The following is a 24,731-nucleotide window of genomic DNA, read 5'->3' as shown; positions in this document are numbered from 1 at the left end:
GTTAAATTTCTTTTCCTGTGCAAGTGATAAAAGCTATTATATTTATTTTAAGCATTATTTTTATTCACCATGGTGGCAGTAGCTTGAGCTGTTGGAAAAACTACTAAGTCTTCTATGTTTACATGGTAAGGCCTTGTAATTACAAATTGAATAATGTCTGCAATATCTTCAGCTTGTAAAGCTTTGTATCCTTGATATACTTTTTTAGCTCTGGCTGTATCTCCTTTAAAACGAACGTCTGAGAATTCGGTTTCAACCAATCCTGGGTGTATGGCGCTTACTCGAATATTGTATTGGTTTAAGTCGATTCTCATCCCCTTATTAATCGCATTTACGGCATATTTAGAAGCACAATACACGTTTCCTCCTGGGTAGACTTCTTTTCCTGCGGTAGAACCAATGTTTACTATAAAACCGCTATTTCTCTCAATCATCTGAGGAATAATCGCTTTAGAAACATACAATAGACCTTTTACATTAATATCCATCATTGCGTCCCAATCCTCTGTGTTTCCTTCTTGAATGGAATCTAAACCGTGTGCGTTTCCGGCATTATTGATAAGTACATCTATTTGTTGGAACTCTTTGGATAAACTTTTAATCGACTCATCAACCGAACTCTTATCTCTTACATCAAATTGTAAGGTGGTTACATCTGTAACACTTTCTAATAGTTTTTGCAGTCGCTCTAATCGATTCTTTCTTCTTCCGCAGAGAATTAATCGAAATTGATGTTGAGCAAGCAATTTGGCTGTTGCCATACCTATTCCAGAAGTAGCTCCAGTAATAAATACAGTTTGTTTCATGGATGATGTTTTGCTTTTAAAGATAGCTGATTTTACTCACATTTATGTGATGATTACTTGAATTTAAGGCATGAAAAAACCGCTCTACTTCTAGAGCGGTTCCCTTTTAATTGGTTATTGAGAATAACCAACCAAAAATCAACTAACCAAACTTTATTTTTAGATGAACATCTTTTTATTTGACGTTCTTTCTTTCTTTTGTTTTTCTTATAATCTTAGTACGTTTTCTACCGTTGTTCCTTACAGTTGATTTCGCTTTTTCTCCGTTCTTCAAGAATTGAATAAATCCTCTTCCGGTGAAATCATATGTTGTTTCAGAGCTTAGGTGATATAGTCGTACTAATTGATCATTTATAACGCTTAATTCGAACTCATCTATATCTCCGCCGTCATAATTAAGTGTTAAAATTTTCAGGTTCTCATGACCTTGAACATCAAAGACTTCATAACTACCTGTGAAATCCCATAAAATATTACCAATATTCGTGCCAAATTGGTCGTGAGAAGAGTAAAACGTTGTGTTGTTTTCAGGCGTAAATTGTAAATAATGTTCGTCATCAAATGCATTTGCGGCTCCTGTTGCGCTAATGTTTGTTCTTTCCCAAGCATCGTACTCTTGTAAGAAATATTCTATGTTCTCGTAAAACAACCTATCATAGTCGAAATTACCTCTTTGATATCCAACTAAAATGTAAGCTACATTGTGAAATGAATCATAAATTTCTATTTCATTTGTAGATAATTGCGTTACTGTAAAATCGTGTCTTCCATCTACATCATGAAATGTTTCTAAAGTTGTTCCGAATGTACTGTAATCTCCTACAACAATTCCCAATCCGTTTCCAGTAAAACCAATTCCTGCAATATTGTTATTTGCGTACATGTTTCCATTAAAAAACGATAAGGTGAATGCTCGAGTAACAAAAGGAACTTCTCCAGTTCCAGTAGTTCTATGAATATCTACATACCATAGGTCGTAACTAGACATTAACTCATTTAATGTAATTGAATCGTCAACTACATCTTCAAAAATAACAGAGCATGAACTAAAAAGTGCTCCGGTAAAAATGGTAACTAATAGTAATTTTATGGCTCTCATAAGCATTTGGTTTTGGTTATACTAGTAAGTTTCCAAATTGCGTGCCAAAAAATAAAAGCACTTCTTAGAGAAGTGCTTTTTATATGATTATCAGATAGTTACCTATGGATAAAAATCTGTTTTTGTTTGTTTGATGTTTTTTACTTTATAGAACTTTACCTTTCCTTTATGAGTATAAGAAATAATAGCTTCATCATCTTTCAATTCATAAGGAAATGTCGTTTCCTCTGGTAATTTGTTGTTTACTTCCTTCTTGGGATCTTCTTCTAAAACCAAATCATTCCCTCTAGGTTTTGATGTGTTGATATGACCTACCAAATAAACTTTTCCTTCTTTTTTATACGCATCTATTTTGCCTTCTTTTTTATGGAAATATATTTTGTCGAATGTAACATCTTCGTTTGTGTCGTAAGCTATAATTACTCTTATTCCACTCGCGCCAGGTTGTCCTCCAACCCAATTGTTATAGGTAGCTCCAGTAATTTTAAATGGCGGTTTTTTATCCAATTTTGCCGATTTACAGGTCATTAAGCCTATAAACATAAAAAGATAGATTGCTGATTTCATAATTCTTTGTTTAGTTTGATTAAGTCCAAGAGTTGTGCCAAGATAAAAAATAATTCTTTTTAACTCTTGTAATTCTCTTAGTCTTTTGACACGTTTTTCCTGCTTTAGTCACTTTAAATTACACTCATAAAAAAAGCGAACCGTTTGGTTCGCTTTTTTATTAAAATAATATGTTTCTTAATTATTCAATGCTTCTGCCTTTTTAATAATCTGACTTCGCTTTGCTTTGTCTAATTATTAAGAGCTTCAGCTCCACCAACAATTTCTAAGATCTCGTTGGTAATTGCAGCTTGACGTGCTTTGTTGTATGTTAATAACAAATCGTCTCTTAGTTCTTTTGCATTATCTGTTGCTTTGTGCATTGCAGTCATACGTGCTCCGTGTTCTGCTGCAAAACTATCTCTAACAGCTTTGAACAACTGAGTTTTTAATGACTTAGGAATCAACTCTAATACAATCTCTTCCTTAGAAGGCTCAAAGATGTAATCCAAATTAGTGTTTACTTCTCCTTCTACTGGTTTGATTGGTAAAAATTGTTCTACTTGTGGAATTTGAGTTGCTGCATTTTTGAATCTATTGTAAATAATATCGATCTTGTCATAAGATCCGTCTACATATAAATCCATTGCTTTTTGAGCAATTCCAGCTACATTGTCAAAGGTTAGATCATCAAAAACGTCATTTCTGTTTTCTAACACATTGTATGTTTTTGATAAAATATCGTTTCCTTTTTTACCAATGGTTAACAAATCTACGTCAACTCCTTGGTAATTGTCTTCAATATTTTTGATGGTTTCTTTAATTACAGATGAATTAAATCCTCCACACAAACCTCTATTTGACGTTACAACAATAACCAATGCTTTAGAAACTTCTCTTTGCTTAGAGAAAGCTCCTCCTACATCACTATCAAGTGTTGCGCTTAAGCTTTGTAACAGTTCAGTCAATTTAGATGAATAAGGTCTCATTGCAGTAATTGCATCTTGAGCCTTTTTCAACTTTGCAGCAGATACCATTTTCATGGCACTGGTAATCTGCATGGTAGAACCAATTGAAGTAATTCTGTTACGTATTTCTTTTAAATTCGCCATTGAAATGGGTCTTTAATGATTAAGCAAATTTTGCAGAGATCTCTTTTGCAGCACTTTCTAATGTAGAAATTGCTTCATCAGTTAATTTTCCTGATTTTAAAGTGTCTAAAATATCTCTATGTTTTGCGTTTAAGTAATCGATATAATCTCTTTCGAATTCTTTTACTTTGTTTACAGGAACGTTTCTTAATAAGTTCTTAGATCCTGCATAGATAATTGCTACTTGGTCTTCTACTGTAAACGGATCGTTTTGAGCTTGCTTTAAGATCTCTACGTTACGTTTTCCTTTTTCAATTACATTCATTGTAGCAGCATCTAAATCAGATCCAAACTTAGCGAAAGCCTCAAGCTCACGATATTGCGCTTGATCTAATTTTAATGTTCCTGATACTTTTTTCATTGATTTAATCTGTGCAGATCCTCCTACACGAGATACAGAAATACCTACGTTAATTGCTGGACGAACTCCTGAGTTGAATAAGTCAGACTCTAAGAAGATTTGCCCATCAGTAATAGAAATTACGTTTGTAGGAATATATGCAGATACGTCTCCTGCTTGTGTTTCAATAATTGGTAATGCTGTTAGAGACCCTCCTCCTTTTACTTTACCTTTTAATGAATCTGGTACGTCATTCATTTGAGCAGCAATAGCATCATCATTAATTACTTTTGCAGCACGCTCTAATAATCTTGAGTGTAAGTAGAATACATCTCCTGGATAAGCCTCACGTCCTGGAGGTCTTCTTAATAATAAAGATACCTCACGGTATGCTACCGCTTGTTTTGATAAATCATCATAAATAATTAATGCTGGTCTACCTGTGTCTCTAAAGTATTCTCCAATAGCAGCTCCTGCAAATGGTGCATATACTTGCATTGGTGCAGGGTCAGATGCGTTTGCAGCTACGATTGTTGTATATGCTAATGCTCCTCTTTCTTCTAACATGTTTGCAATAGCTGCAACTGTAGAAGCTTTTTGACCAATAGCAACATAGATACAGTATACTGGTTCTCCTGCATCATAAAATTCTTTTTGGTTTAAGATGGTATCTAAAGCAACTGTAGATTTTCCTGTTTGACGGTCTCCAATGATTAACTCACGTTGACCTCTTCCTACTGGAATCATCGCATCAATAGATTTGATTCCTGTTTGTAATGGTTCAGTTACAGGCTCACGATAGATAACTCCTGGTGCTTTACGCTCTAAAGGCATTTCGAAAGTTTCTCCTTCAATAGGCCCTTTCCCATCGATTGGGCTTCCTAGTGTATCTACTACACGTCCAACGATTCCTTCTCCAGCTCTTAATGAAGCAATTCTTTCAGTACGTTTTACTGTTGATCCTTCTTTTACAGAAGTTGACGCTCCTAATAATACAACTCCGGCATTATCTTCTTCTAAGTTTAATACGATTCCTTCTAATCCGTTATCGAATTCAACTAATTCACCGTATTGTACATTAGATAAACCATACACACGAGCAATACCGTCTCCTACTTGTAAAACAGTACCTACTTCATTTAACGTAGCTTTCGCTTCGAAATTTGTTAATTGTTGCTTTAAAATTGCTGATACTTCAGCGGGTTTAATTGCTGCCATCTTTTCTAATTTGATGTATAATTAAATTTTTGGAATGTAATCGCTGTGATCAAATTCCTTCCTTAATTCATTTAAATAATTTGAGATACTTGCATCGTACTGCACGTCTCCCACACGTAAAACAAATCCACCTAAAATGTCTGGATTTACAATATTTTCTAAACTTGCCTTGTTTCCTGTAATTTCTACAATCTTAGCCATTACTTGCTTTTCTATAGCTGCAGTTAATGGTACAGCAGTAGTAACTTTGGCAATATCGATGCTTTTTAGATGGTCGTAAATAATGGTGTATTGTTTAGCAACCGTTTCTAAAATGCTTAAACGCTTATTTTCTTCTAACAAAAGAAACAATCCAGTTGTAATGTTTGTTACTTTGCCTTCAAAAACAGCTTTTAAAACGTTCTTTTTATCTTCAGCTTTTATTACTGGACTTTTAAGCATTACATCTAACTCATCGTTCTCTGCAATCGTAGCGGCAACTAATGCCATATCCTTGTTTACATCAGACTCTTTGTTAGATTCTTTTGCAAGGTTTAAAATTGCTTTTGCGTAACGTAATGCAGCTTTTGTTCCTTTCATACTAAGATTACTTTAACGTAACATCTTGTAATAAACCTTCAACTAATTTTAGTTGATCGTCTTTAGATGCTAATTCTTTTTTCACTACAGTTTCTGCAATTCCAATAGACAATTCAGCAACCTGATTTTTTAATTCAGACAATGCAGCTTGCTTTTCTTGCTCTATAGATGCTTGTGCATTTTCAATTAACTTAGCTGCTACTTCTTTCGCTTCATCTTTTGCATCAGAGATCATTTTGTCTTTAATCTCACGAGCTTCTTTCATTAACGCATCTCTTTCTGCTCTTGCCTCTTTCAACAATTGCTCATTGTTTGCCTGTAAGTTTTCCATTTCTTTCTTTGCTTCTTCAGCAGAATCTAGAGCACTTTTAATACCTTCTTCTCTTTCATTTAGAGCTTTAGTAATTGGCTTCCATGCATACTTTACCATTAAAAATATAAGTATGAGAAATAATATTGTTTGCTTAACAAACAAGTCTAATGAGAAATTTTCTAGTAATTGTTCCATATCTTTTATTATAAACCTTTAAATAATAATCATTTCCCACAACCAACCGTTGCAGGAAATGATTTTTCAGAAATTACTTTCCTAAGAAAATCGCTGCAAATGCAAGACCTTCTAATAATGCTGCGATAATAATCATCGCGGTTTGGATTTTTCCATAAGAATCTGGTTGACGTGCAATACCTTCCATTGCTCCTTTACCAATTTGTCCTAGTCCAATTCCAGCTCCGATAACGATTAATCCGGCTCCAATTAAATTATACATAGTTTTTGATTTATAATTAAACTTTTCTTTTAATGATGTTCTGCTTCTTCAACAGCCATACCTATAAACAATGCAGACAACATTGTAAATATATATGCCTGAAGAAATGCTACTAGCACTTCAATTAATGTTATAAAAAGTGATAGTATTAATGATAATATGGTAGAACCATAAATTGTCAACTCTTTTTGCATTGTCATTCCAATAGCTATTAAACTCATAACTACAATATGACCGGCTGTAATATTAGCAAACAAACGAACCATTAGTGAAAATGGTTTGATAAGTAGTGTACCTGCTAATTCTATTATTGCTAAAATTGGTCTTAACAAGTAAGGAACCCCAGGCATCCAAAGTTGATGAGACCAAAAGTGTTTGTTACTTGAGGCCATATAAACCACAAAGGTTAAAATTGCTAAAACAGCTGTAATAGCCAACTGCCCAGTTACATTAAAACCAAATGGTGTAAGTCCCATTAGATTAGACAACCAAATAAAGAAAAACACTGTCATTAAGTACCCTGTAAATTTATTATACTTTGGGCCAATATTTGGTTTAGCAATTTCATCTCTAACATACAACACCAATGGTTCTAAAACCCTCCCGAACCCTGTAGGTATTTGCTTCGTTTTATATTGCTTTGCAAGACCTCTAAACATAATGAACATTAACAGGCCGAAGACTAAAATTCCAAAAACGCTTTTTGTGATAGACAAGTCTATTGGTTTAGATGCATTTATTGGATGGTGTTCTTCATCAAAAACAACTGAAGTAGCCCCCTCATTAAGTTCATAAATTTTTCCATGAAATTTAACAAAACTGCTTTCTCCTTTTTTAACTACAACTTTTCCTTGATCATCGTGATGAAATTCGGAAGACATAAAAGCTGTAAAACCATTCTTTCCCCATAACATAACTGGTAGAGGAAAACCTACATGGTGTTCCTTGTCATCAGAGAAATATGAAAATAAATGAAAATCATGCGAGTCTTTTACGTGATGTTTAATGTAATCACTAATCTCTTCAGGTGTATTTACCGGATTTACCTTTTGTTCGTCATGAGATTGTTTCTTATCCCCTGAAGCAAAAGTCACTTGAGAAGTGAAAAAAATAAGACTTAGAGTGATAGTTAATTTAAATACTAGTTTAATTTTTTTGTGATTCATTTTAATCCTAGTTGAGGTGTCTTAATTTCGGCGCAAATATAGTTAATATTTTCTGTGTAAAAACACCTTATTCTACATTTTTTGCAGCATTAGAATTATTTAAAAGTCTACTAACAAAAAGTGTTTCGAAAAACAAAGTTAAAAATATGACAATCAGCACATTAAGTAGTTCTTTTGTTGAATTAAAATTTTGGCCAAAAAATTGTCTTTTGAAAAAAACAATAAAGAAAATTATTTTAAGAGGAACGCTAAACAGATATAAAAAGCCTAATCGGTGTTTAAACTTAGTGTTTCCATGCAAAAAAACGAGAGAAAAACACACAATTACAGTAAAGCTTGCTAAATAGATATAATTTAATTTTAAAAACTTTGCGAATGGAATAGAAAAAGTGAAAAGCTTAATATGAATTTGGTATATCAAAAACATACCTGCAGCAAATGATAATATATAAATCAAGAATTTTTTATTCATTTCTTATTAAATCGATTAACTCGATAAATAATTAAGGACATTGCTAAAAAAACACCAATTAATGTTACTAAATTTTCAAGGTACGACTTTTGAAATTTGGTGTCTAAATATTGTCCTAGAAGGTTGCTTAAAAAAATAATAACCCCCATCTCAACACCAATTCCAAAAAATGACGCAAAGTTTTTAAGCTGTTTTTTCTGAGAGGGTTCTTTCTTGTTGCTCATGTTGATTCAGTTCTTTTACAGTTCCTTTCATCGCACATGTAGCATTAAATGTAGCTCCAGGTTCTACAGATAACTTTCCGATGATTACTTCTCCAGAAATGTTTGCCGAAGCTTTGATAGTTAACACTTCTTGAACCAGCAACTCTCCAGAAAATTTTCCTTCAATATCTGCATTGGTAGATTCTACTTTTCCTTTGATGAATCCTTCTGCTCCAATAATAACCCTTCCGTTGGTCTTTAAGTTTCCTTCTAAGGTTCCATCAATTCTGAAATCTCCTTCTGAGCTAATATCTCCTACAATCGAAGTGTTTTTTGCGACAACATTTCTTTCCATCACTTTCGGTTTTTTGGTTTTTTCTTTACTACTAAACATGGGGGATTATTGTTTTAGTCTTTTTATTAATTCTAATGCTTTCTTTCCTTGTTCTGTTTGCGGATAGTCTACCGCAACTTTTTCAAGGGCTGCAATATAAGATTCTTTTTTTTGATATTTTCCTATGGCATAGGCTTTTAGAAGATAAAACCTAGGAATTAAAGTAGATTCTTCTATGGTTGGCAACATCTCTGTGATAAAACAAACCGTTTCTTCAAAAGATTCGTCTTTGTAAAGATTATAGGCAATTGAGTATAAATCTGAGATTTCATCAACCTCTTCTTCTTTTGCTAATTCTTTTTCTGGATTTAAAATAATCTTAGCAAAAGGTGTGTCTGCATAATCGTTTAAAACTACATTTTTATAAGTTTCAGCCTTAGAATCTCCTTCTTTTAAATAGATTTGATATAGATGGTAATTTGCAGGTAAAATGAGTTCTTTATCTGGCTTTGATTGTAGTAGTCGCTCAAGGTTTGATATTGCTTTAGGAGTGTTTTTGAACTGTTCTTTATATATCAACCCTAACTCGAAAAGAGCTTTGTTTCTATCGTAAACCAAGGAGTCTATTTCTTTTTGTTCTGAAGGAATTGACTTAAGGTAGGTAGAAATCTCATATCTCGCTATTTTTTGACTGATAACTACATCGTCTTTTTCATTTTCTTTTTTACTGATTTTTTCAGACCATCTCCAATTATCTTCTAACGCTCTTGTTCCCCAAACTCTTTCAAATTCTCCTTTTCCAAATCCTAGTGATTGAACATTATAGAAATACCATTTTCCTTTGCTCTTTTGAGCTTGAGTTCCTCCAAAAGCATTTCCGAAAGAAATAGCATTTAATTTTTTTTGAGCCTCTTCTTCATCTTTCTTTTTAATCTTATCGATATAACTCTGGAAATATTTTTTTCTTTCTTCTTCAGGCATAGCTACAAATGATAAAATACTATCATTGATTTTCAGTACTTCTTCATACTTTCTTAGCGAAGCTAAGTTTTTAGCTTTCCTCTCTATCTTTTTTATTCGAAGCGTTTGTTTGTCTTTGGCAGTTATAAGAACACTATCATAATAAGAACTTGCAGTTACATAGTCTAACTCAGAGAAATAAAGATCTGCTAATTTCTCATAACTAAACGTCTTTTGCTTTGCGGTTCCATTTTTAGCTCTTAAGGAGTAGTTGTAATTTTGTTTTGCTCTTACAATACTATCTCTTCCTTCTTCAAGAGCAGCGACTTGATAGTACAAAGCATCTAAATAAGGGCGATTGTCTCTATTTCTTATTAGTTTTTTAAATCTTTCTAATAACGCAACCGTTGAAGAATCTGACGTTGAGTTTTTTGCCAGTTCAATATTGGCGTGTATTCTATATTTATACGGTGCTTTTTTAAAGTTGACTAGGTTTTCAAAAACCAATGTTGCAGAATCTTTGTTCTTTTCTATAGTATACAGCTGACCTAAAACATACATGTTTCTTGCTCGCTGTACCTTGTTTTTAGAAGTGTTTGTAGCCAACCAAAGATGTTCTTTTACTCTATGAATGCTATCCATCTTCATATAAGCCATTGCTAACGCTGTATGTGCTTCCTCTTGAATTAGTTCTGGAAGTTCTTGCTGTCTTAAAAGAATCTTTAACGTTTCAATAGCTAGCTCCACATTATCAATTCTAATATTGGCCTTGGCCCTCCAAATCTTCGTCTCATTAATCAGGCTAGCTTTTGGATAATTAGCAATGATATAGTTGAATGCCTCTATCGCAGGAATGAATCGTTCTGTATAATATCTAGATTTTCCAAGTAATAAATACGCATCATCAATTTGTTTATTTTTCTCTCTTCCTCGAATATTCATCGAGTGTTTTTGAATGGCTTTTACCGCTTTTTCTTCTGCTTTCTCAAAAGGTGATGCTGAGCTGTTGTTATTGTTTTTTATCGGTGCTCCTGGAGCACCAGGTCCGCTAAAACCAGAATTGAACTTTGGAGCTGCAACAACATTTCCTTTAAACTTGATAGGTTCTATAGGAAGTAATTGCCAATAGTCATCCTCATAGCTAGAGTTGATGCCATCTATTCCTTGCTGAAAAGCAACTTTCCCATTATAGAGAACATTGTATTTGGTAGTTACAGAATGGAAACTTCTGTTTAAAAAAGCATCCTTTCTTGTACTACAGGAAACTACTAAAAACACAAGTCCTAAAAATCCTATTTTTTGAATATTCTTCATTAAAAGCAAAAAACTCTTATTTACAACAGTTTCAGCATGAAAATATTGCAAATAAGAGCGTAAAAATAGGAATAAAACTTAGATTTATTTCTCTATACAGAAAAATAGCTCTCTAACTCTTTGAGTGTTTCTTCCGAAGTTTGAATATCTTTTACAACAATTCCTTTGTCTAACACCACAATTCTTTCACAAACTTCCGTTACATGACTCAAATCGTGACTAGATACTAAAACTGTTATTTCTCGGTCTTCAGTTAAGGTTTTTAATATTTTTTTCAATCGGATTTGCGTAGTTGGATCTAGATTTGCAAAAGGCTCATCTAAAATCACAACTTGAGGGTTTCCCATCATAGCAGCAACAATTCCTGCTTTCTTCTGGTTTCCTTTACTGAGGTCTCTTAAGTACTTTTTCTTTCCAATAATTTCTCCGTTAAAGAATTCGTCGAATTGAGAAAGAAAGGAGTTCACATCTGCCTTATTCATTCCTCTTAGGTCTCCAATAAAATCAAAATATTCTTCAGGTGTTAAATAACCAATTAAAAAAGTTTCGTCTATAAATGACCCTGTAAAATTCTTCCATTCTTCACTTTCATTTACTACAACATTGTTGTTTGTAATTTTTCCTGTTGTGGGTCTAATTAAATCCAACAGCAAATTAAAGTACGTTGTTTTTCCCGCCCCATTATTTCCAACCAATCCAAAACTTTGCCCTTTAGGAATATCTAAAGAGTCGATGTTAAGCACTTCGGCTTGTCCGTATTTTTTTGATATCTGTTTTGTTTCTATCATGATGTTTTCTTTAAAGTCTGTATTGTTTATGATTTTTTTCCAAAAGCGTGAATGGCAGCATACTTATCTTGAATATATTTCGCCTCAATCAAGCCCATGAAGTAGTTTTTGAAGATAATTGTAATTATACCTACAGCAGCTATTGCAATTATTCCAGCGTTAAAACTGATTAAAGAGCTAAATACCCAGAACAATAACATTGGTAATCCTAGAATAGGAAGAATGATGATAAATTGTGTAGCACTGGTTCCTTGATAGTTGGCGAAAGCACTTTTCTCTAAATCAATTCGCTTTCTGTTAAACGACCCTGCATACAATAAGAACAATGAATTAAAACCAATATTAAAAATTGCTCCTGCGGTAATCATTAAAAACTTATCGATACCAAAGTAGATATATGGAACGCTTAAAATATATAGTACGGCAGTCATGACCACCATTAAATACCATTTAGATTCTAAAAACAATCTGTATTTAATATTCTGGCTCATTAACATTTTATAATAAGAACTATCCCAAGCCGGAATAAACTGCCCAAAGTTCAAAGCAAACCCTCCTGTTGTAAAAACTGAAGCAAAGACTAGAAATGCTGGCATTTTCTCTTCATAAACTTCTTGTGTAAAAAATATCAATGCATAAGCCACAAAGAAAAAAGACATTAAGAATACTGTTTTAGGTCTTTTATTTCTCCAAATTAAGCGAATGTCGTTCTTAAGAAAAGGAGCTACATTTCCAAAACGGTTTGCCCAAGACAAGTCTTTAGAATTCGCTTCTTTAGTTTTTGCAGAAACAACATCGTCTAAGTATACACGATTAACCAATTGCTTGAAGTTCAAATAATAGAAAACTATTAGCAAGGGGATTCCTATGAGAGATAATATTGGTTGATCATATATCGTTTGAAATATCTGCTTACTATAAATTGTTACATCAAAAATTTCAAATCTCTGTAATAAAGCTAAGCCCCCCACAACGAGAACCGCCGACCAAAAAGCAAGGTTGTTCTTATTAATTAAGAAATTAATAAAGTTTATTGATTGAACAATTAAAAACATTGCTAAGAACCACCCCAATGCTCCATTTGTATCATATCCTTTTCGTATTAATTGTACCGTAAATGGAATGTAAAAAAACAATGGCATGATATTGTAAAATGTCATCGCTGATTTACTCAATACAAAATGGACTAGTTTCGATTTCTTAATTGGTAAAACTAACATCGGTTTGATGTTCATAATTGGAAGCTTTTGCATCAGGTACCTAAAAATCAGGTCCATTGCAATAGCATATAAAAGATACGAATTCACTAATTGAAAAGGGTCTTCTTTTGGAAATAACTCTTCAATAATTTTGAATGAAAACGTTCCTAACAACAGAAGATAAGTTAACATCATAAGAGCAAAAAAGCCCATGATTATCTTTAAGGCAATTCCCGTTTGCCAATATGATGAACGGAAATATTGTTTCCATTCTAGGCGAATAAAATGTGCAATCATTGAGTGGTTAAATTAGTTTGAATAACAATTAGTTACCAATTTACCATTTTTGTTACAACAAATCTTCTTTTTTTAACAAACAAAAAAAGCCGAGTAAAACTCGGCTTCTCTTATTCTTCAACTTTAAGTACTTGTTGTATAATTTCTTTGAGGTTTTGTTTTGGTAAAGCTCCTGTTGCCATCTGAGGCTGCTCATCCATAGGAATAAACAACATCGATGGAATACTACGGATTGCAAATGCAGCAGCCAACTCTTGTTCTTTTTCTGTGTCTACTTTATAAATATTAATCTTGTCACCATATTCTTCACTTAACTCTTCTAAAATAGGCGCAATCATTTTGCATGGTCCACACCAATCTGCATAAAAATCTATAATCGCAGGAACTTTCCCTTCGAAAGTCCATTCTTTGTTTTTTTCATAATTGAAGACCTTTTCTAAAAAGGTTTGCTTCGTTAATAACTCTGTCATACTTTCTTTCCTTGTATTGTGCGAAGTTAGACGTTTTTTACTCAGGAAAATTACATCCTGAAATGAATGTGAATTTCAACCAATTTTATTTTTTGTAAATTGAAGTCCTAACTAATTATTAACTAACACTTTACACTATGAATTCAATCGCAATGATTGCTCGTTACCTTTTAGGTTTAGCGATGTTAGTCTTTGGAGCTAACAAATTTTTTCATTTTATGCCTAACCCTGATCTTCCTGAAGCCGCTGGGGCTTTTATGGGAGCTTTAGGAGGAAGTGGCTACATATTTCCAACATTGGGAGTTGTTTACATTTTAGCTGGATTACTTTTAGTTATCAATCGAGCTGTGCCTTTTGCTCTAATTATTTTAGTTCCAGTTTCTTTCAATATTGTGGCTTTTCATTTAAAGTATGCACCTGAAGGAATTTTATTTGCCGCAATAGTAGCGGTGCTGAACTTATTCTTAATTTACACCAATTGGGATCGATTTAAATCGCTCTTTGAGTAAAAAATAAACGTTAAATTCTGTTAAAACCTCCTGTTTATGTAACATAGGAGGTTTTTTTTATACTAATTTAGAAGCCAATTAATTACGTACACAATGAAAAGATTAATCGTTCCTGTTCTTTGCGCTGTTACTATATTTACTGCGTGTAAAGAAGAATCTAATAAAAGAGAGATTGCTGTGAGCTATCCAGAAACTACTAAAAAACCAGTTGTTGACACGTATTTTGGCACCGAAGTAGTAGATAACTATCGTTGGCTAGAAGACGACCAAAGTAAAGAAACAGAAGCTTGGGTAAAAACAGAAAATGAAGTGACTTTTGATTACTTGAGTCAAATCCCTTATCGCGAACAACTAAAAGATCGCTTATCGGAACTATGGAATTATGAAAAAATCACCTCTCCTTTTGTTGAAGGCGATTATACGTATTACTATAAAAATGATGGGTTACAAAATCAATATGTAGTTTATAGAAAAAAAGGAGACAATGGAAAAGAAGAGGTCTTTTTAGACCCAAATACTTTTTCTGAAGACGGCACAACCTCTTTAAGCGGATTGTCTTTTTCTAAAAATGGTAAAACCGCTGCTTATTCTATCTCTGAAGGAGGTAGCGATTGGAGAAAAATCATCGTTATTGATGTTGAAAGTAAAAAGATTAAAGAAGATACTTTAGTAGATGTAAAATTCTCTGGAATCAGTTGGAAAGAAAATGATGGCTTCTATTATTCTAGTTACGATAAGCCAAAAGGAAGTGAGCTTTCTGCGAAAACAGATCAACATAAACTGTATTATCATAAACTTGGCACTTCTCAAAAAGATGACAAAGTTATTTTTGGAGGAACAGCCGCTCAAAAGCACCGATATGTTTTTGCTTACTTAACAGAAGACAATCGATATCTGGTTATTCAAGCACAAACTTCCACGTCAGGAAATAAGCTATTTATTAAAGACCTAACAAAGAAAAACAGTAAATTAATTACAGTTGTAGGTAACTTTGATAGCGATACATACGTCATAGATAATAAAGGTAGTTTATTGTATTTAGTAACCAACTTAAATGCTCCTAATCAGAAAATTGTGACAGTAGACGCAAACAACCCTACTCCAGAAAACTGGAAAGATTTTATTGCTGAAACCGAACATGTATTAAGTCCTTCTACAGGAGGAGGTTATTTCTTTGCTGAATATATGGTAGATGCTGTTTCTAAAGTTTTACAATACGATTTTGATGGTAAACTTATAAGAGAAATCAAACTTCCAGGGGTTGGAAATGCTGGAGGATTTGGCGGAAAAAAAGACGCAACTGTAGATTACTTCTCTTTTACCAATTACAATACGCCCTCAAGCATTTATAAATTTAATATTAAAACTGGCGAATCTGAATTGTACTGGAAACCTTCTATTGATTTTAATCCAAATGATTATGAGAGTAAACAAGTGTTTTACACTTCTAAAGATGGAACCAAGGTTCCGATGATTATCACTCATAAAAAAGGTGTTGAACTTAATGGGAAAAACCCAACTATTTTATATGGTTATGGTGGTTTTAATATTAGCTTGAATCCTAGCTTTAGTATTACAAATGCTGTTTGGATGGAACAAGGAGGAATATACGCTGTGCCTAATTTACGTGGTGGAGGTGAATACGGAAAGAAATGGCATGTAGCTGGGACTCAAATGCAAAAACAAAATGTGTTTGACGATTTTATTGCCGCTGCTGAGTATTTAATTGAAAAAAAATACACTTCTTCAGATTATTTGGCTATTCGAGGAGGTTCTAATGGCGGCTTGTTAGTTGGGGCTACAATGACTCAGAGACCAGATTTGATGCGTGTTGCATTACCAGCAGTGGGAGTGTTAGACATGCTTCGTTATCACACGTTTACAGCTGGAGCTGGATGGGCTTATGATTATGGAACGGCAGAGCAAAGCAAAGAAATGTTTGAATACTTAAAAGGATATTCGCCTGTACATAATGTAAAAGAAGGTGTAGAGTATCCTGCCACAATGGTAACTACAGGAGATCATGATGATCGTGTAGTGCCTGCTCATAGCTTTAAATTTGCAGCTGAATTACAAGACAAACAAACAGGAAATAATCCTGTATTGATTCGAATAGAAACCAATGCTGGACATGGCGCGGGAACTCCCGTAGCAAAAACAATTGAACAATATTCCGATATTTTCGGATTCACCCTTTTTAATATGGGCTTTGATAAATTACCAAACCCACCTAAATCAAAAATCAAATCATAAATAAAAACCAACAGAAATGAATTCAATTAGAAAAACCCTACTTTTTTCTGCCTTAACAGCTCTTGTTTTTGTAGCGTGCGAGCCAGAAAAAAAAGAAAGTGTAGGAATTGTCTTAGAAAACATGGACACAAGTGTTCGCCCTAATGACGATTTCTTCCGATACGTAAACGGTCGTTGGCTAGACAGCACAAAAATTCCTGATGATCAAACTTCATGGGGAGGTTTCAACAAACTTAGAAAAGAAACAAACGCTGATGTTTTAAATATCCTTGCTGATGCAATAGAAAAAGATGATTTTCCTAAATTAAAAGATGCTGATGGAAACTTAAAGCCGTCAGATCAACAAAAAGCGGTATACTATTACCAGTCTATTATGGATACCGTTGCAAGAAATGAACAAGGAATTGATCCTGTAAAACCTTTCTTAGAAAAAATTGATGAGGTAAAAAACCTAAAAGACTTAGAAGAGTTTTTAATCAACCTTACTCCTTATGGAGGTGCTGGTTTCTTCGGTTTTCAAGTTTTTAACGACTTAAAAAATAGTAATATAAATGCTGGTTATATTTTCCCTGGAGGATTAGGATTAACAAGAGATTACTATGTTGATCAGGATGAAGACACTAAGGAGAAAAGAAGAAAATACGAAGCTCATATTGCAAGAATGTTGCAAGAATTTGGTAGCGATGAAGCATCTGCAAAGAAAGATGCAGCTAAAATTTTAGCGTTCGAAACTAGCTTAGCTACTCCTCAGTTAACTAAAGAAGAGCAAAGGGATGTTCGTAAGTTATACAACCCTATGAATCTTGATGAGTTATCAAAATTAGTTCCAACTATTGACTGGAAGAAATATTTTAACAGCATTGGTGTTAGTGATATAGATAAGGTAATTGTTACGCAGCCTAAATACTTGAAGGCGATGAATGATATCATGAACAGCAGCTCAATTAACGACATTAAGTTATACTTACGTTGGACTTTAATTAATACTGCTGCTGGAATCTTGACAACAGATCTTGAAAAAGCAAATTGGGAATTCTATGCCAGAGACCTTAGAGGAGCTAAAAAACAACGCCCAAGAGATGAAAGAGCCTTAGGAAATGTAAATGGAGCAATTGGTGAAGCTTTAGGTAAATTATATGTTGACGCAAAATTCCCTCCAGAAGCTAAGAAAAAAGCTGAGGAAATGATTGATAATGTATTGTTAGGTTTCGAAAAAAGAATCAATGCCTTACCATGGATGAGTGAAGAAACTAAGAAAAAGGCTTTAGAAAAGCTAAGCAAAATTACAGTGAAAATTGCATATCCTGACAAATGGAAAGATTATTCTGCTTTAGACATTAAAGGTGTTAAAGAAGGAGGTACTTACTTTGAAAACTCTATCAATGTTGCCAAGTGGGGATTCCAAGAAAACATTGCTAAAATGGGTAAAGAAGTAGACAGAACTGAATGGGGAATGTCTCCTCAAACTGTAAACGCTTACTTTAATCCTGTAAATAATGAGATTGTTTTCCCTGCCGCTATTTTACAACCTCCGTTCTACGATTATAGAGCTGATGAAGCTGTAAATTATGGTGGAATTGGAGCGGTAATTGGTCATGAAATCTCTCATAGCTTTGATGATTCTGGATCTCGTTTTGATGGTGACGGAAACTTAAACAATTGGTGGACTGAAGATGATTTAAAGAAATTTACTGCTTTAGGTGAAAAATTATCAAATCAATACAGTGAATACACAGTGATTGATGATGTGAAAATCAATGGAAAATTTACCTTAGGTGAAAACATTGGTGATTTAGGGGGAATTAAAGCTGCTTATGAAGGGCTGCAAATCTTTTACGAGAAAAATGGAAGACCAGAGCCTATTGACGGGTTCACTGCAGAGCAACGTTTCTTTATGTCTTGGGGAACAATTTGGAGAACCAAGTCACGTCCTGAGGCGTTAAAGAATCAAGTAAAAACAGACCCTCATTCACCAGGAATGTTTAGAGCTTTCGTTCCTTTATTAAATGTTGACGCTTTTTATGAAGCTTTCAATATTGTAGAAGGAGATAAAATGTATATCAAACCAGAAGAAAGAGTTGCCATTTGGTAATCTTTTAATCTGTAAATTTACACCGCGAATTATTTTAAATAGTTCGCGGTTTTTTTATGCTACAAGTCAATAATATATCCTTTCGTTATCATAGTGATAGTGGTAAAGAGGTTTTAAAAAATCTTTCTTTCAAGCTAGCTTCTGGAGAACATTTATGTGTAATGGGAGAAAGTGGAAGTGGAAAATCTACTCTGTTAAAAGCTATTTATGGATTGTTAGACTTAGATAAGGGCACTCTTTTTTGGAAAGAGAAACAAATTTTAGGACCTGCTTTTCACTTGGTTCCTGGAATGGATTTTTTTAAATATGTAGCTCAAGATTTTGACCTCATGCCTTTTACATCAGTAGAAGAAAACATTGCAAAATTCTTACCTCGTTCTCACCCAGAAGGTTCCAAGAAAAGAACTTTAGAATTGTTAGAAGTGATAGAAATGAAGTCTTTTGCCAAACAAAAAGTAAAAGATTTGAGTGGAGGTCAACAACAACGAGTAGCTATTGCTAGGGCTTTGGCTAAAGAACCTGAATTAATTTTGTTGGACGAGCCTTTTAGTCAAATCGATAATTTTAAGAAGAATTCCTTAAGAAGAAAACTATTTTCATACTTAAAGGAGAAGAACATTTCCTGTATTGTAGCTACGCATGATGGAAATGATGCTTTGTCCTTTGCCGACAAAATGATTGTAATTAAAGATCACCGGATTCTAGCGCTTGGATCGCCTAAAGAATTATATCAGAAACCTAAAGAGCATTATATTGCTGCTTTATTTGATGATGTAAATGAGATTGTAATTGATGGTAAAAAACAACTTTTTTATCCTCATCAGATTAAGATTGTAGAGGTTTCTGATGACAAAGCTGTGGTAAAGAATTCTTATTACAAAGGTTTTTATTGGTTGATTGAGGTTGACTATAAGGGTCAAATAATTTTTGTTCAGAATCAAGAGACATTAGTGTCAGGAAATTTGGTGAATCTCGATTTTTTTTCCGTTCCAAATTAGCGCCTCTCCTTCTTTCTTTCCTAACAAGAGTTTTCCGATTGGTGAGGAAGGCGAAATAGTAAAAAACACGCCTTGATTCACTTTTAATTGCCCTGCGCTTATGCTTAAAAAGTAGCTTCCTAAATTGGTTGTAACAATTGTTCCTAAACTTGCAATAGAAGATTTTTTGGATGGGTCTATTTTAGCTAGAATCTCTTTCATTTGTTGAACCGAAGCTAATTGTTGCCCTGCTTTTTCCATTTCCAATTGCAACATAGCTCTACCGGTTTCATGTTTGTCTCCTGCAGAACTTTTGGTTTCTGAACTCAACGCCTTCTGATGCGATTGTATTGTTTTTTCAATTGTAGCCAAACGTTGCTGAACATAATCAATACATTGTTGGTAAAGCTGTTGTTTAAGGTTCATTTTTAGTCTATTAAATCTGCTAGTTCTTTTCCTACCAAAGAGCCTATAGCAACTCCCATTCCTCCTAATCGGATTCCGCAAAAAGTGTTGTTAGTTATCTGTTTTACAATTGCTTTCTTTTGATTTCCAACACCCATAATTCCACTCCATCTATGTTCTATTTCAAACTTGTTGTTTGGGAGAATTACCTCTCTTAATAATTGTTCTAGCTTTTCTTGAATCAATTGAGTTTGACCAAATGTTGTTGTTTCTTCTGTTATAAAATCTAGATTTCTACCACCTCCAAATAAAATTCTGTTATTAATATTTCTGAAATAATAATATCCTTCTTCTAAGTGAAATGTTCCTTTTATGTGCAATTTATCAATAGGTTTTGTTACCAATACTTGAGCCCTAGCTGGTTTGATGTCTTCCTGAATAAGTTGCTTTGAAAAACCATTGGTAGCTAGCAATAATTTCTTAGTTATAACTTCTCCTTTATTCGTTTTAAGAGCAACTTTTTTGTTGATGTCTGTATAAGTTTCAACCGCTACATTATTTAGAATCTTAATTCCTAAGTTTCGCGCTTTTTTGAGGAGTTCAATCATCATTTTTCCGGTATCAATCTGACCTTCAAACTCATTTACTATATAGTTCGGAACTATATTTCGAAACCTAAATTTGTTTTCTGTTGATGTGTAAACTTCTTCTTGGAAGATCGGAAAGAGAAGTTTGTTTAGTCTAGGGATTTCATCTTTGCACGTTTCAAAAAAAGTCTTGTCTTGAAAAAGTTCATATCCTTTGTGATGCTGGTAATCAATCTTTTCATCACCCAACATTTTTCGAAGTAATTCTAATCCCTTCCACCGCTTTTGAACCAATTGAACAACTTCTTCTTCAGAATGGGTTTTTAAATCACTCAGCAGCTCTGATACACTACCAAAGCAGGCGAAGCCTGCATTTTTTGTGCTGGCTCCTTGAGGTAACAAACCTTTCTCTAAAATTAAAACCTTCGATGTAGGAAACTTCTCTTTTAATTGAATAGCACAGTTCAAACCTACAATGCCGCTTCCTACGATAACAAAATCATTGTCTGCAAACCATTCTTTATATTCCCAATAACTATAATTCATGAAAGATATTTTTCAAAACAATTGCTGTTTTCTACCCCTATATATTGCCCGTAATTCGCAGTTTTTTGATATCCAGATTTATAATAAAAACGCACCGCTTCTACTTGGCGACTTCCTGTTTCTAATATGCAGCATTTAAAACCTAATTCTCTTGCCCAATCTTCAAGTCCTGTTAAAATCTGTGTTGCTGCTCCAGTGCCTCTTTGATCCGGTTGAACATACATTCGTTTTACCTCAGCCGAATCTGCGTCAAACTTTTTAATTGCTCCACAACCAATGGCTTTGCTTCCTGAGTATAAAACAATTGCATGATGAATGTTTTCTAATCCATTAAATTGATTGTAAAACCCATGATCTTCTCCATCTGTAACTTTTAAATAAGCATCCAGCTCTGCTACTAAATTGACAAAGTCACTGTCTGTTTTATCTGTTCTTTTGATTGTATACATTAAAAGTCAAATTTTAATTGCACCCAAACAGGTTCTTTTTTTTCTGTGTCTAAATTACCAAAAGAAATTCCTAACAAACGAACAGAATCTTTTAATTTCTCTTGATATAGCAGCTCTTTAACAATGGGCATAAATTCTTCTTTTAGCTGAATAAATTCTTGAATGGTTTTACTTCGAGTTTGCTGTGTAAAATCGCTATACTTTATTTTCAAAGTGATCGTTTTTCCTTTGGTGTTAGATTTCACCATTCTGCGTTCGAGTTCTTCTCCTATTTTGGTCAGTTTCTCAAGCATAAAAACTTCAGAAGAAATGTTTTCAAAAAAAGTTCTCTCAGCAGCAATGGACTTACGAATCCTATTAGGCTTTACTTTGCTATGATGAATTCCTCTTACAATGTTGTAATAGAAGCTTCCTGATTTCCCAAAGAGTTGTGTTAATTCTTCTTGAGATTTCTTTTTCAGGTCCATTCCAGTAAAGATTCCTAGATTGTGCATTTTAGCGGCTGTTACTTTACCAACTCCATAAAATTTATTAACGGGCAGTTCTTCTAAAAAAGGAATCATTTCCTCGGGTGAAATTGTTTTTTGTCCATTGGGTTTGTTGATGTCTGATGCAACTTTTGCAATAAATTTATTAACTGATATCCCTGCTGAAGCCCTTAACTCTAACTCTTCCCATATTCGCTGTCGTATTTCTTGAGCGATCATACTTGCAGAAGGATTTCCTTTCTTGTTTTCAGTAACATCTAAATACGCTTCATCAAGAGATAATGGTTCAACCAAATCTGTGTAATCGTAGAAAATTTCTCGAACTTTGGTAGATATTTCTTTGTATCGTTCATATCGAGGTCTTACAAAGATTATATGTGGACATTTTTGTTTTGCCAGCAAACCGCTCATCGCAGATTTTACACCAAATTTCCTTGCTTCATAGCTTGCTGCAGAGACCACTCCTCTTTTTTCGCTTCCTCCAACTGCCACTGGCTTTCCTCTTAGATCTGGATTGTCTAATTGCTCTACGGAAGCATAAAAAGCATCCATATCTACATGAATAATCTTACGATATTGAGGATTTTCTGACACTCAATAAAACTACAAAACTTTCTTCTTATGAAAGAATATCTATAAAGCTGAAAATAGCGATGAGAGCGAGTACACATCCAAGGATAAAATCCATTTGATTTGCTAATTTTAGCATCTTTGTTTCTAATTTTTTAGCCAAGCTTGCATAGATTAATAATAACACTAATACTCCTAGAGAAGATCCTATTACAAAACAAAAATTATTAATTGGATTAAATTCATACCATCCTGCCATAGCTAATGAACTTGTGCTTCCAAAGTAGAATGGAATGGCAAACATGTTTAAAAAGGAGAGTAATAACCCTAAAGAGAATCCTTTTATTTTCCTTTCTTTTGGTTGACTCTTTTTCGATTGCGCAGCTTTATAAAAGAAGTAAATAGACAAACCTAAAAACACAAAGGATCCTATTTGTTGTAGCGTGAACAAATAAGCAGGGTTGCTCATTAACTTTTTAGAAAAAGCAATAGCTAAATACGATTGTCCTAGAATAATAAAAGACGCTCCAAAAGCAAAAGAAACCGCTGTTTTTCTGTTCTCTTTTAAGCTTATTTTGATAATTGTCATGCTCAACATACTTGGGAATAGAAATCCCAAAAGGGATATAACGAACCCTAAAACAAAATGAAAAACAATTTCCATATAACGCTTTTGTTTGCTTGATAAAAACCAATTACAAAAATGCTCATTTTTCACAAATAAAAAAGGCGTCTTTAAAAGACGCCTTTTATTTATGATTAAAATGCTGTTTTATACAACTCCTTGAGCTAGCATAGCATCAGCAACTTTTACAAATCCAGCAATGTTTGCTCCTCTAACATAGTCGATAGACCCGTCTTCATTAGAACCATACTTAGCACATGCAGTATGTATGTCTGCCATAATTTGCTTTAGTTTAGCATCTACTTCTTCTCTTGTCCAGTTGTAACGTAATGAGTTTTGACTCATTTCTAAACCAGATACAGCAACTCCTCCTGCATTTGATGCTTTTCCTGGAGCAAATAAAACTCCTCCTTTATGAAATGCTTCAATTGCTTCTGGTGTAGATGGCATATTTGCTCCTTCACTAACACACTTACATCCGTTAGCTATTAATGCTTTTGCAGCTTCTCCATCCAATTCGTTTTGAGTAGCACATGGTAATGCAATATCACATTTTACATTCCATGGTTTTTCTCCTTTTACGAATTTAGCATTTGGATATTTCTCAACATATTCATGTATACGACCTCTTCTTACATTTTTAAGATCCATTATGAATTCTAATTTTTCAGTATTAATACCTTCTTCATCATAGATATGTCCTGATGAATCTGACATTGTTACTACTTTAGCTCCTAACTCGATTGCTTTTTCAGCGGCAAACTGAGCTACGTTTCCAGAACCAGAGATGGTTACTATTTTTCCATCAAAAGAGTCGTTTTGTGTTGCCAACATATTTTGAGCGAAATATACATTTCCGTATCCTGTTGCTTCTGGTCTAATTAAAGAACCTCCCCAAGAAGCTCCTTTACCAGTTAACACTCCTGTAAACTCATTTCTTAACTTCTTGTACATTCCAAACATGAATCCAATTTCTCTTCCTCCAACTCCAATATCTCCTGCAGGAACGTCTGTGTTTGGTCCAATATGTCTAAATAATTCGCTCATGAAAGCATGGCAAAAACGCATGATTTCATTGTCTGACTTTCCTTTAGGATCAAAATCAGAACCTCCTTTTCCTCCACCCATTGGCAATGTGGTAAGAGAGTTTTTAAACACTTGTTCGAAGGCTAAAAACTTAAGGATGCTTAAGTTTACACTTGGATGAAAACGCAATCCTCCTTTGTAAGGTCCAATTGCCGAATTCATCTCAATTCTATATCCTCTATTTACTTGAATCTCTCCAGAATCATCTACCCAGTTTACTCTAAATGAAATTACTCTTTCTGGTTCTACCATTCTTAAAAGAATGTTTTTCCCGTAGTAAATTTCTTTAGAAGCGATATAAGGAATTACTGTTTCTGCAACCTCTTGTACAGCTTGTAAAAATTCTGGCTCGTGGTGATTTCTCTGTTTCACCAACTCCATAAAAGCATTGATTTTTGCTTCCATTGATTTATTATAATTTAAAGGTTTGTT

At 33.8% G+C, this 24,731-nt stretch carries 26 protein-coding genes; 4 read left to right on the top strand and 22 right to left on the bottom strand.

Features of this window, described 5'->3' with window-relative positions:
* Positions 1 to 47: 47 nt before the first annotated feature.
* The 16 genes from AAON49_RS09860 to trxA form a co-directional block, all read right to left on the bottom strand.
* Complete coding sequence (locus AAON49_RS09860; protein WP_349554356.1) at positions 48 to 806, bottom strand: SDR family NAD(P)-dependent oxidoreductase; 759 nt, start codon at positions 804 to 806, stop codon at positions 48 to 50.
* Positions 807 to 981: 175 nt separating this feature from the next.
* Positions 982 to 1,905 (bottom strand): hypothetical protein, encoded by a 924-nt coding sequence (locus AAON49_RS09855; RefSeq protein ID WP_349554355.1) that lies wholly within the window; start codon positions 1,903 to 1,905, stop codon positions 982 to 984.
* Between the two features lie 102 nt (positions 1,906 to 2,007).
* Positions 2,008 to 2,472 carry a hypothetical protein gene (locus tag AAON49_RS09850; protein WP_349554354.1) on the bottom strand — a complete coding sequence of 155 codons (465 nt, stop codon included), beginning with the start codon at positions 2,470 to 2,472 and terminating at the stop codon, positions 2,008 to 2,010.
* 230 nt (positions 2,473 to 2,702) lie between these two features.
* Positions 2,703 to 3,563 carry an ATP synthase F1 subunit gamma gene (atpG, locus tag AAON49_RS09845; protein WP_349554353.1) on the bottom strand — a complete coding sequence of 287 codons (861 nt, stop codon included), beginning with the start codon at positions 3,561 to 3,563 and terminating at the stop codon, positions 2,703 to 2,705.
* Positions 3,564 to 3,582: 19 nt separating this feature from the next.
* Positions 3,583 to 5,160 (bottom strand): F0F1 ATP synthase subunit alpha, encoded by a 1,578-nt coding sequence (atpA, locus tag AAON49_RS09840; protein ID WP_349554352.1) that lies wholly within the window; start codon positions 5,158 to 5,160, stop codon positions 3,583 to 3,585.
* Between the two features lie 21 nt (positions 5,161 to 5,181).
* Positions 5,182 to 5,739 (bottom strand): ATP synthase F1 subunit delta, encoded by a 558-nt coding sequence (atpH, locus tag AAON49_RS09835; protein ID WP_349554351.1) that lies wholly within the window; start codon positions 5,737 to 5,739, stop codon positions 5,182 to 5,184.
* Between the two features lie 7 nt (positions 5,740 to 5,746).
* The gene (locus AAON49_RS09830; protein ID WP_349554350.1) at positions 5,747 to 6,247 is read right to left on the bottom strand and encodes a F0F1 ATP synthase subunit B; all 501 of its coding nucleotides are present in this window, start codon (positions 6,245 to 6,247) and stop codon (positions 5,747 to 5,749) included.
* Positions 6,248 to 6,320: 73 nt separating this feature from the next.
* Positions 6,321 to 6,509, bottom strand: a complete 189-nt coding sequence (gene atpE, locus AAON49_RS09825) for an ATP synthase F0 subunit C (protein WP_349554349.1) — start codon at positions 6,507 to 6,509, stop codon at positions 6,321 to 6,323.
* Positions 6,510 to 6,538: 29 nt separating this feature from the next.
* Positions 6,539 to 7,675: a F0F1 ATP synthase subunit A gene (gene atpB, locus AAON49_RS09820; protein ID WP_349554348.1), complete on the bottom strand. Its 1,137-nt coding sequence runs from the start codon at positions 7,673 to 7,675 to the stop codon at positions 6,539 to 6,541.
* A 67-nt stretch (positions 7,676 to 7,742) separates the two neighbouring features.
* Positions 7,743 to 8,147, bottom strand: coding sequence for a DUF6168 family protein (locus tag AAON49_RS14420; RefSeq protein WP_502942948.1), 405 nt, complete (start codon positions 8,145 to 8,147; stop codon positions 7,743 to 7,745).
* Positions 8,144 to 8,296, bottom strand: a complete 153-nt coding sequence (locus AAON49_RS09815) for an AtpZ/AtpI family protein (RefSeq protein WP_502942947.1) — start codon at positions 8,294 to 8,296, stop codon at positions 8,144 to 8,146. Before AAON49_RS09815 ends, AAON49_RS14420 begins: the two co-directional genes overlap by 4 nt.
* A gap of 34 nt (positions 8,297 to 8,330) precedes the next feature.
* Positions 8,331 to 8,744, bottom strand: a complete 414-nt coding sequence (locus AAON49_RS09810) for a bactofilin family protein (RefSeq protein ID WP_349554346.1) — start codon at positions 8,742 to 8,744, stop codon at positions 8,331 to 8,333.
* Between the two features lie 6 nt (positions 8,745 to 8,750).
* Positions 8,751 to 10,958, bottom strand: a complete 2,208-nt coding sequence (porW, locus tag AAON49_RS09805) for a type IX secretion system periplasmic lipoprotein PorW/SprE (protein ID WP_349554345.1) — start codon at positions 10,956 to 10,958, stop codon at positions 8,751 to 8,753.
* A gap of 92 nt (positions 10,959 to 11,050) precedes the next feature.
* On the bottom strand, positions 11,051 to 11,746 hold the full coding sequence (locus AAON49_RS09800) for an ABC transporter ATP-binding protein (protein ID WP_349554344.1): 696 nt from the start codon (positions 11,744 to 11,746) through the stop codon (positions 11,051 to 11,053).
* Between the two features lie 26 nt (positions 11,747 to 11,772).
* Positions 11,773 to 13,242, bottom strand: coding sequence for a DUF5687 family protein (locus AAON49_RS09795; RefSeq protein WP_349554343.1), 1,470 nt, complete (start codon positions 13,240 to 13,242; stop codon positions 11,773 to 11,775).
* 110 nt (positions 13,243 to 13,352) lie between these two features.
* Positions 13,353 to 13,712 (bottom strand): thioredoxin, encoded by a 360-nt coding sequence (gene trxA / locus AAON49_RS09790; protein ID WP_349554342.1) that lies wholly within the window; start codon positions 13,710 to 13,712, stop codon positions 13,353 to 13,355.
* Positions 13,713 to 13,849: 137 nt separating this feature from the next.
* Here trxA and AAON49_RS09785 point away from each other — a divergent pair, with 137 nt between their 5' ends.
* The 4 genes from AAON49_RS09785 (at position 13,850) to AAON49_RS09770 (ending at position 19,564) form a co-directional block, all read left to right on the top strand.
* A complete protein-coding gene (locus AAON49_RS09785) occupies positions 13,850 to 14,221 on the top strand; it encodes a DoxX protein (RefSeq protein ID WP_349554341.1) in 372 nt (123 codons plus the stop codon).
* A gap of 93 nt (positions 14,222 to 14,314) precedes the next feature.
* Entirely contained in the window at positions 14,315 to 16,474 is a 2,160-nt protein-coding gene (locus AAON49_RS09780; RefSeq protein ID WP_349554340.1) for a prolyl oligopeptidase family serine peptidase, read from the top strand.
* A gap of 16 nt (positions 16,475 to 16,490) precedes the next feature.
* Complete coding sequence (locus AAON49_RS09775) at positions 16,491 to 18,566, top strand: M13 family metallopeptidase (RefSeq protein ID WP_349554339.1); 2,076 nt, start codon at positions 16,491 to 16,493, stop codon at positions 18,564 to 18,566.
* A 56-nt stretch (positions 18,567 to 18,622) separates the two neighbouring features.
* On the top strand, positions 18,623 to 19,564 hold the full coding sequence (locus tag AAON49_RS09770; RefSeq protein ID WP_349554338.1) for an ABC transporter ATP-binding protein: 942 nt from the start codon (positions 18,623 to 18,625) through the stop codon (positions 19,562 to 19,564).
* On the opposite strand, the gene AAON49_RS09765 is transcribed toward AAON49_RS09770, so the two are convergent.
* The 6 genes from AAON49_RS09765 to gdhA all read right to left on the bottom strand — a co-directional run bounded on the left by AAON49_RS09765 (position 19,520) and on the right by gdhA (position 24,704).
* A complete protein-coding gene (locus tag AAON49_RS09765) occupies positions 19,520 to 19,969 on the bottom strand; it encodes a GreA/GreB family elongation factor (protein WP_349554337.1) in 450 nt (149 codons plus the stop codon). The two genes, AAON49_RS09770 and AAON49_RS09765, sit on opposite strands and share 45 nt — an antisense overlap.
* A gap of 2 nt (positions 19,970 to 19,971) precedes the next feature.
* Positions 19,972 to 21,081, bottom strand: coding sequence for an NAD(P)/FAD-dependent oxidoreductase (locus tag AAON49_RS09760; RefSeq protein ID WP_349554336.1), 1,110 nt, complete (start codon positions 21,079 to 21,081; stop codon positions 19,972 to 19,974).
* Positions 21,078 to 21,530, bottom strand: a complete 453-nt coding sequence (locus AAON49_RS09755; RefSeq protein ID WP_349554335.1) for a GNAT family N-acetyltransferase — start codon at positions 21,528 to 21,530, stop codon at positions 21,078 to 21,080. Before AAON49_RS09755 ends, AAON49_RS09760 begins: the two co-directional genes overlap by 4 nt.
* Entirely contained in the window at positions 21,530 to 22,612 is a 1,083-nt protein-coding gene (gene dinB / locus AAON49_RS09750) for a DNA polymerase IV (protein ID WP_349554334.1), read from the bottom strand. Before dinB ends, AAON49_RS09755 begins: the two co-directional genes overlap by 1 nt.
* Before the next feature lie 25 nt (positions 22,613 to 22,637).
* Entirely contained in the window at positions 22,638 to 23,252 is a 615-nt protein-coding gene (locus tag AAON49_RS09745; RefSeq protein ID WP_349554333.1) for a LysE family transporter, read from the bottom strand.
* Positions 23,253 to 23,360: 108 nt separating this feature from the next.
* Positions 23,361 to 24,704, bottom strand: coding sequence for an NADP-specific glutamate dehydrogenase (gdhA, locus tag AAON49_RS09740; protein WP_349554332.1), 1,344 nt, complete (start codon positions 24,702 to 24,704; stop codon positions 23,361 to 23,363).
* Positions 24,705 to 24,731: the final 27 nt, after the last annotated feature.

The organism is Pseudotenacibaculum sp. MALMAid0570 (assembly GCF_040151415.1).
Taxonomy (GTDB): Bacteria; Bacteroidota; Bacteroidia; order Flavobacteriales; family Flavobacteriaceae; genus Polaribacter.
Note: the sequence above shows the minus strand (reverse complement) of the source record. Positions and strands in the feature narration are given on the sequence as shown.

Coding starts and splice junctions, on each gene's coding strand:
- AAON49_RS09765 (WP_349554337.1), bottom strand. CDS start 19,969: ATGAACCTTAAACAACAGCTTTACCAACAATGTATTGATTATGTTCAG.
- AAON49_RS09800 (WP_349554344.1), bottom strand. CDS start 11,746: ATGATAGAAACAAAACAGATATCAAAAAAATACGGACAAGCCGAAGTG.
- AAON49_RS09785 (WP_349554341.1), top strand. CDS start 13,850: ATGAATTCAATCGCAATGATTGCTCGTTACCTTTTAGGTTTAGCGATG.
- AAON49_RS09775 (WP_349554339.1), top strand. CDS start 16,491: ATGAATTCAATTAGAAAAACCCTACTTTTTTCTGCCTTAACAGCTCTT.
- AAON49_RS09830 (WP_349554350.1), bottom strand. CDS start 6,247: ATGGAACAATTACTAGAAAATTTCTCATTAGACTTGTTTGTTAAGCAA.
- trxA (WP_349554342.1), bottom strand. CDS start 13,712: ATGACAGAGTTATTAACGAAGCAAACCTTTTTAGAAAAGGTCTTCAAT.
- AAON49_RS09795 (WP_349554343.1), bottom strand. CDS start 13,242: ATGATTGCACATTTTATTCGCCTAGAATGGAAACAATATTTCCGTTCA.
- gdhA (WP_349554332.1), bottom strand. CDS start 24,704: ATGGAAGCAAAAATCAATGCTTTTATGGAGTTGGTGAAACAGAGAAAT.
- AAON49_RS09755 (WP_349554335.1), bottom strand. CDS start 21,530: ATGTATACAATCAAAAGAACAGATAAAACAGACAGTGACTTTGTCAAT.
- AAON49_RS09810 (WP_349554346.1), bottom strand. CDS start 8,744: ATGTTTAGTAGTAAAGAAAAAACCAAAAAACCGAAAGTGATGGAAAGA.
- atpE (WP_349554349.1), bottom strand. CDS start 6,509: ATGTATAATTTAATTGGAGCCGGATTAATCGTTATCGGAGCTGGAATT.
- atpA (WP_349554352.1), bottom strand. CDS start 5,160: ATGGCAGCAATTAAACCCGCTGAAGTATCAGCAATTTTAAAGCAACAA.
- AAON49_RS09745 (WP_349554333.1), bottom strand. CDS start 23,252: ATGGAAATTGTTTTTCATTTTGTTTTAGGGTTCGTTATATCCCTTTTG.
- AAON49_RS09850 (WP_349554354.1), bottom strand. CDS start 2,472: ATGAAATCAGCAATCTATCTTTTTATGTTTATAGGCTTAATGACCTGT.
- AAON49_RS09855 (WP_349554355.1), bottom strand. CDS start 1,905: ATGAGAGCCATAAAATTACTATTAGTTACCATTTTTACCGGAGCACTT.
- AAON49_RS09815 (WP_502942947.1), bottom strand. CDS start 8,296: ATGGGGGTTATTATTTTTTTAAGCAACCTTCTAGGACAATATTTAGAC.
- AAON49_RS09780 (WP_349554340.1), top strand. CDS start 14,315: ATGAAAAGATTAATCGTTCCTGTTCTTTGCGCTGTTACTATATTTACT.
- atpB (WP_349554348.1), bottom strand. CDS start 7,675: ATGAATCACAAAAAAATTAAACTAGTATTTAAATTAACTATCACTCTA.
- atpG (WP_349554353.1), bottom strand. CDS start 3,563: ATGGCGAATTTAAAAGAAATACGTAACAGAATTACTTCAATTGGTTCT.
- porW (WP_349554345.1), bottom strand. CDS start 10,958: ATGAAGAATATTCAAAAAATAGGATTTTTAGGACTTGTGTTTTTAGTA.
- AAON49_RS09760 (WP_349554336.1), bottom strand. CDS start 21,081: ATGAATTATAGTTATTGGGAATATAAAGAATGGTTTGCAGACAATGAT.
- atpH (WP_349554351.1), bottom strand. CDS start 5,739: ATGAAAGGAACAAAAGCTGCATTACGTTACGCAAAAGCAATTTTAAAC.
- AAON49_RS09860 (WP_349554356.1), bottom strand. CDS start 806: ATGAAACAAACTGTATTTATTACTGGAGCTACTTCTGGAATAGGTATG.
- AAON49_RS09770 (WP_349554338.1), top strand. CDS start 18,623: ATGCTACAAGTCAATAATATATCCTTTCGTTATCATAGTGATAGTGGT.
- AAON49_RS14420 (WP_502942948.1), bottom strand. CDS start 8,147: ATGAATAAAAAATTCTTGATTTATATATTATCATTTGCTGCAGGTATG.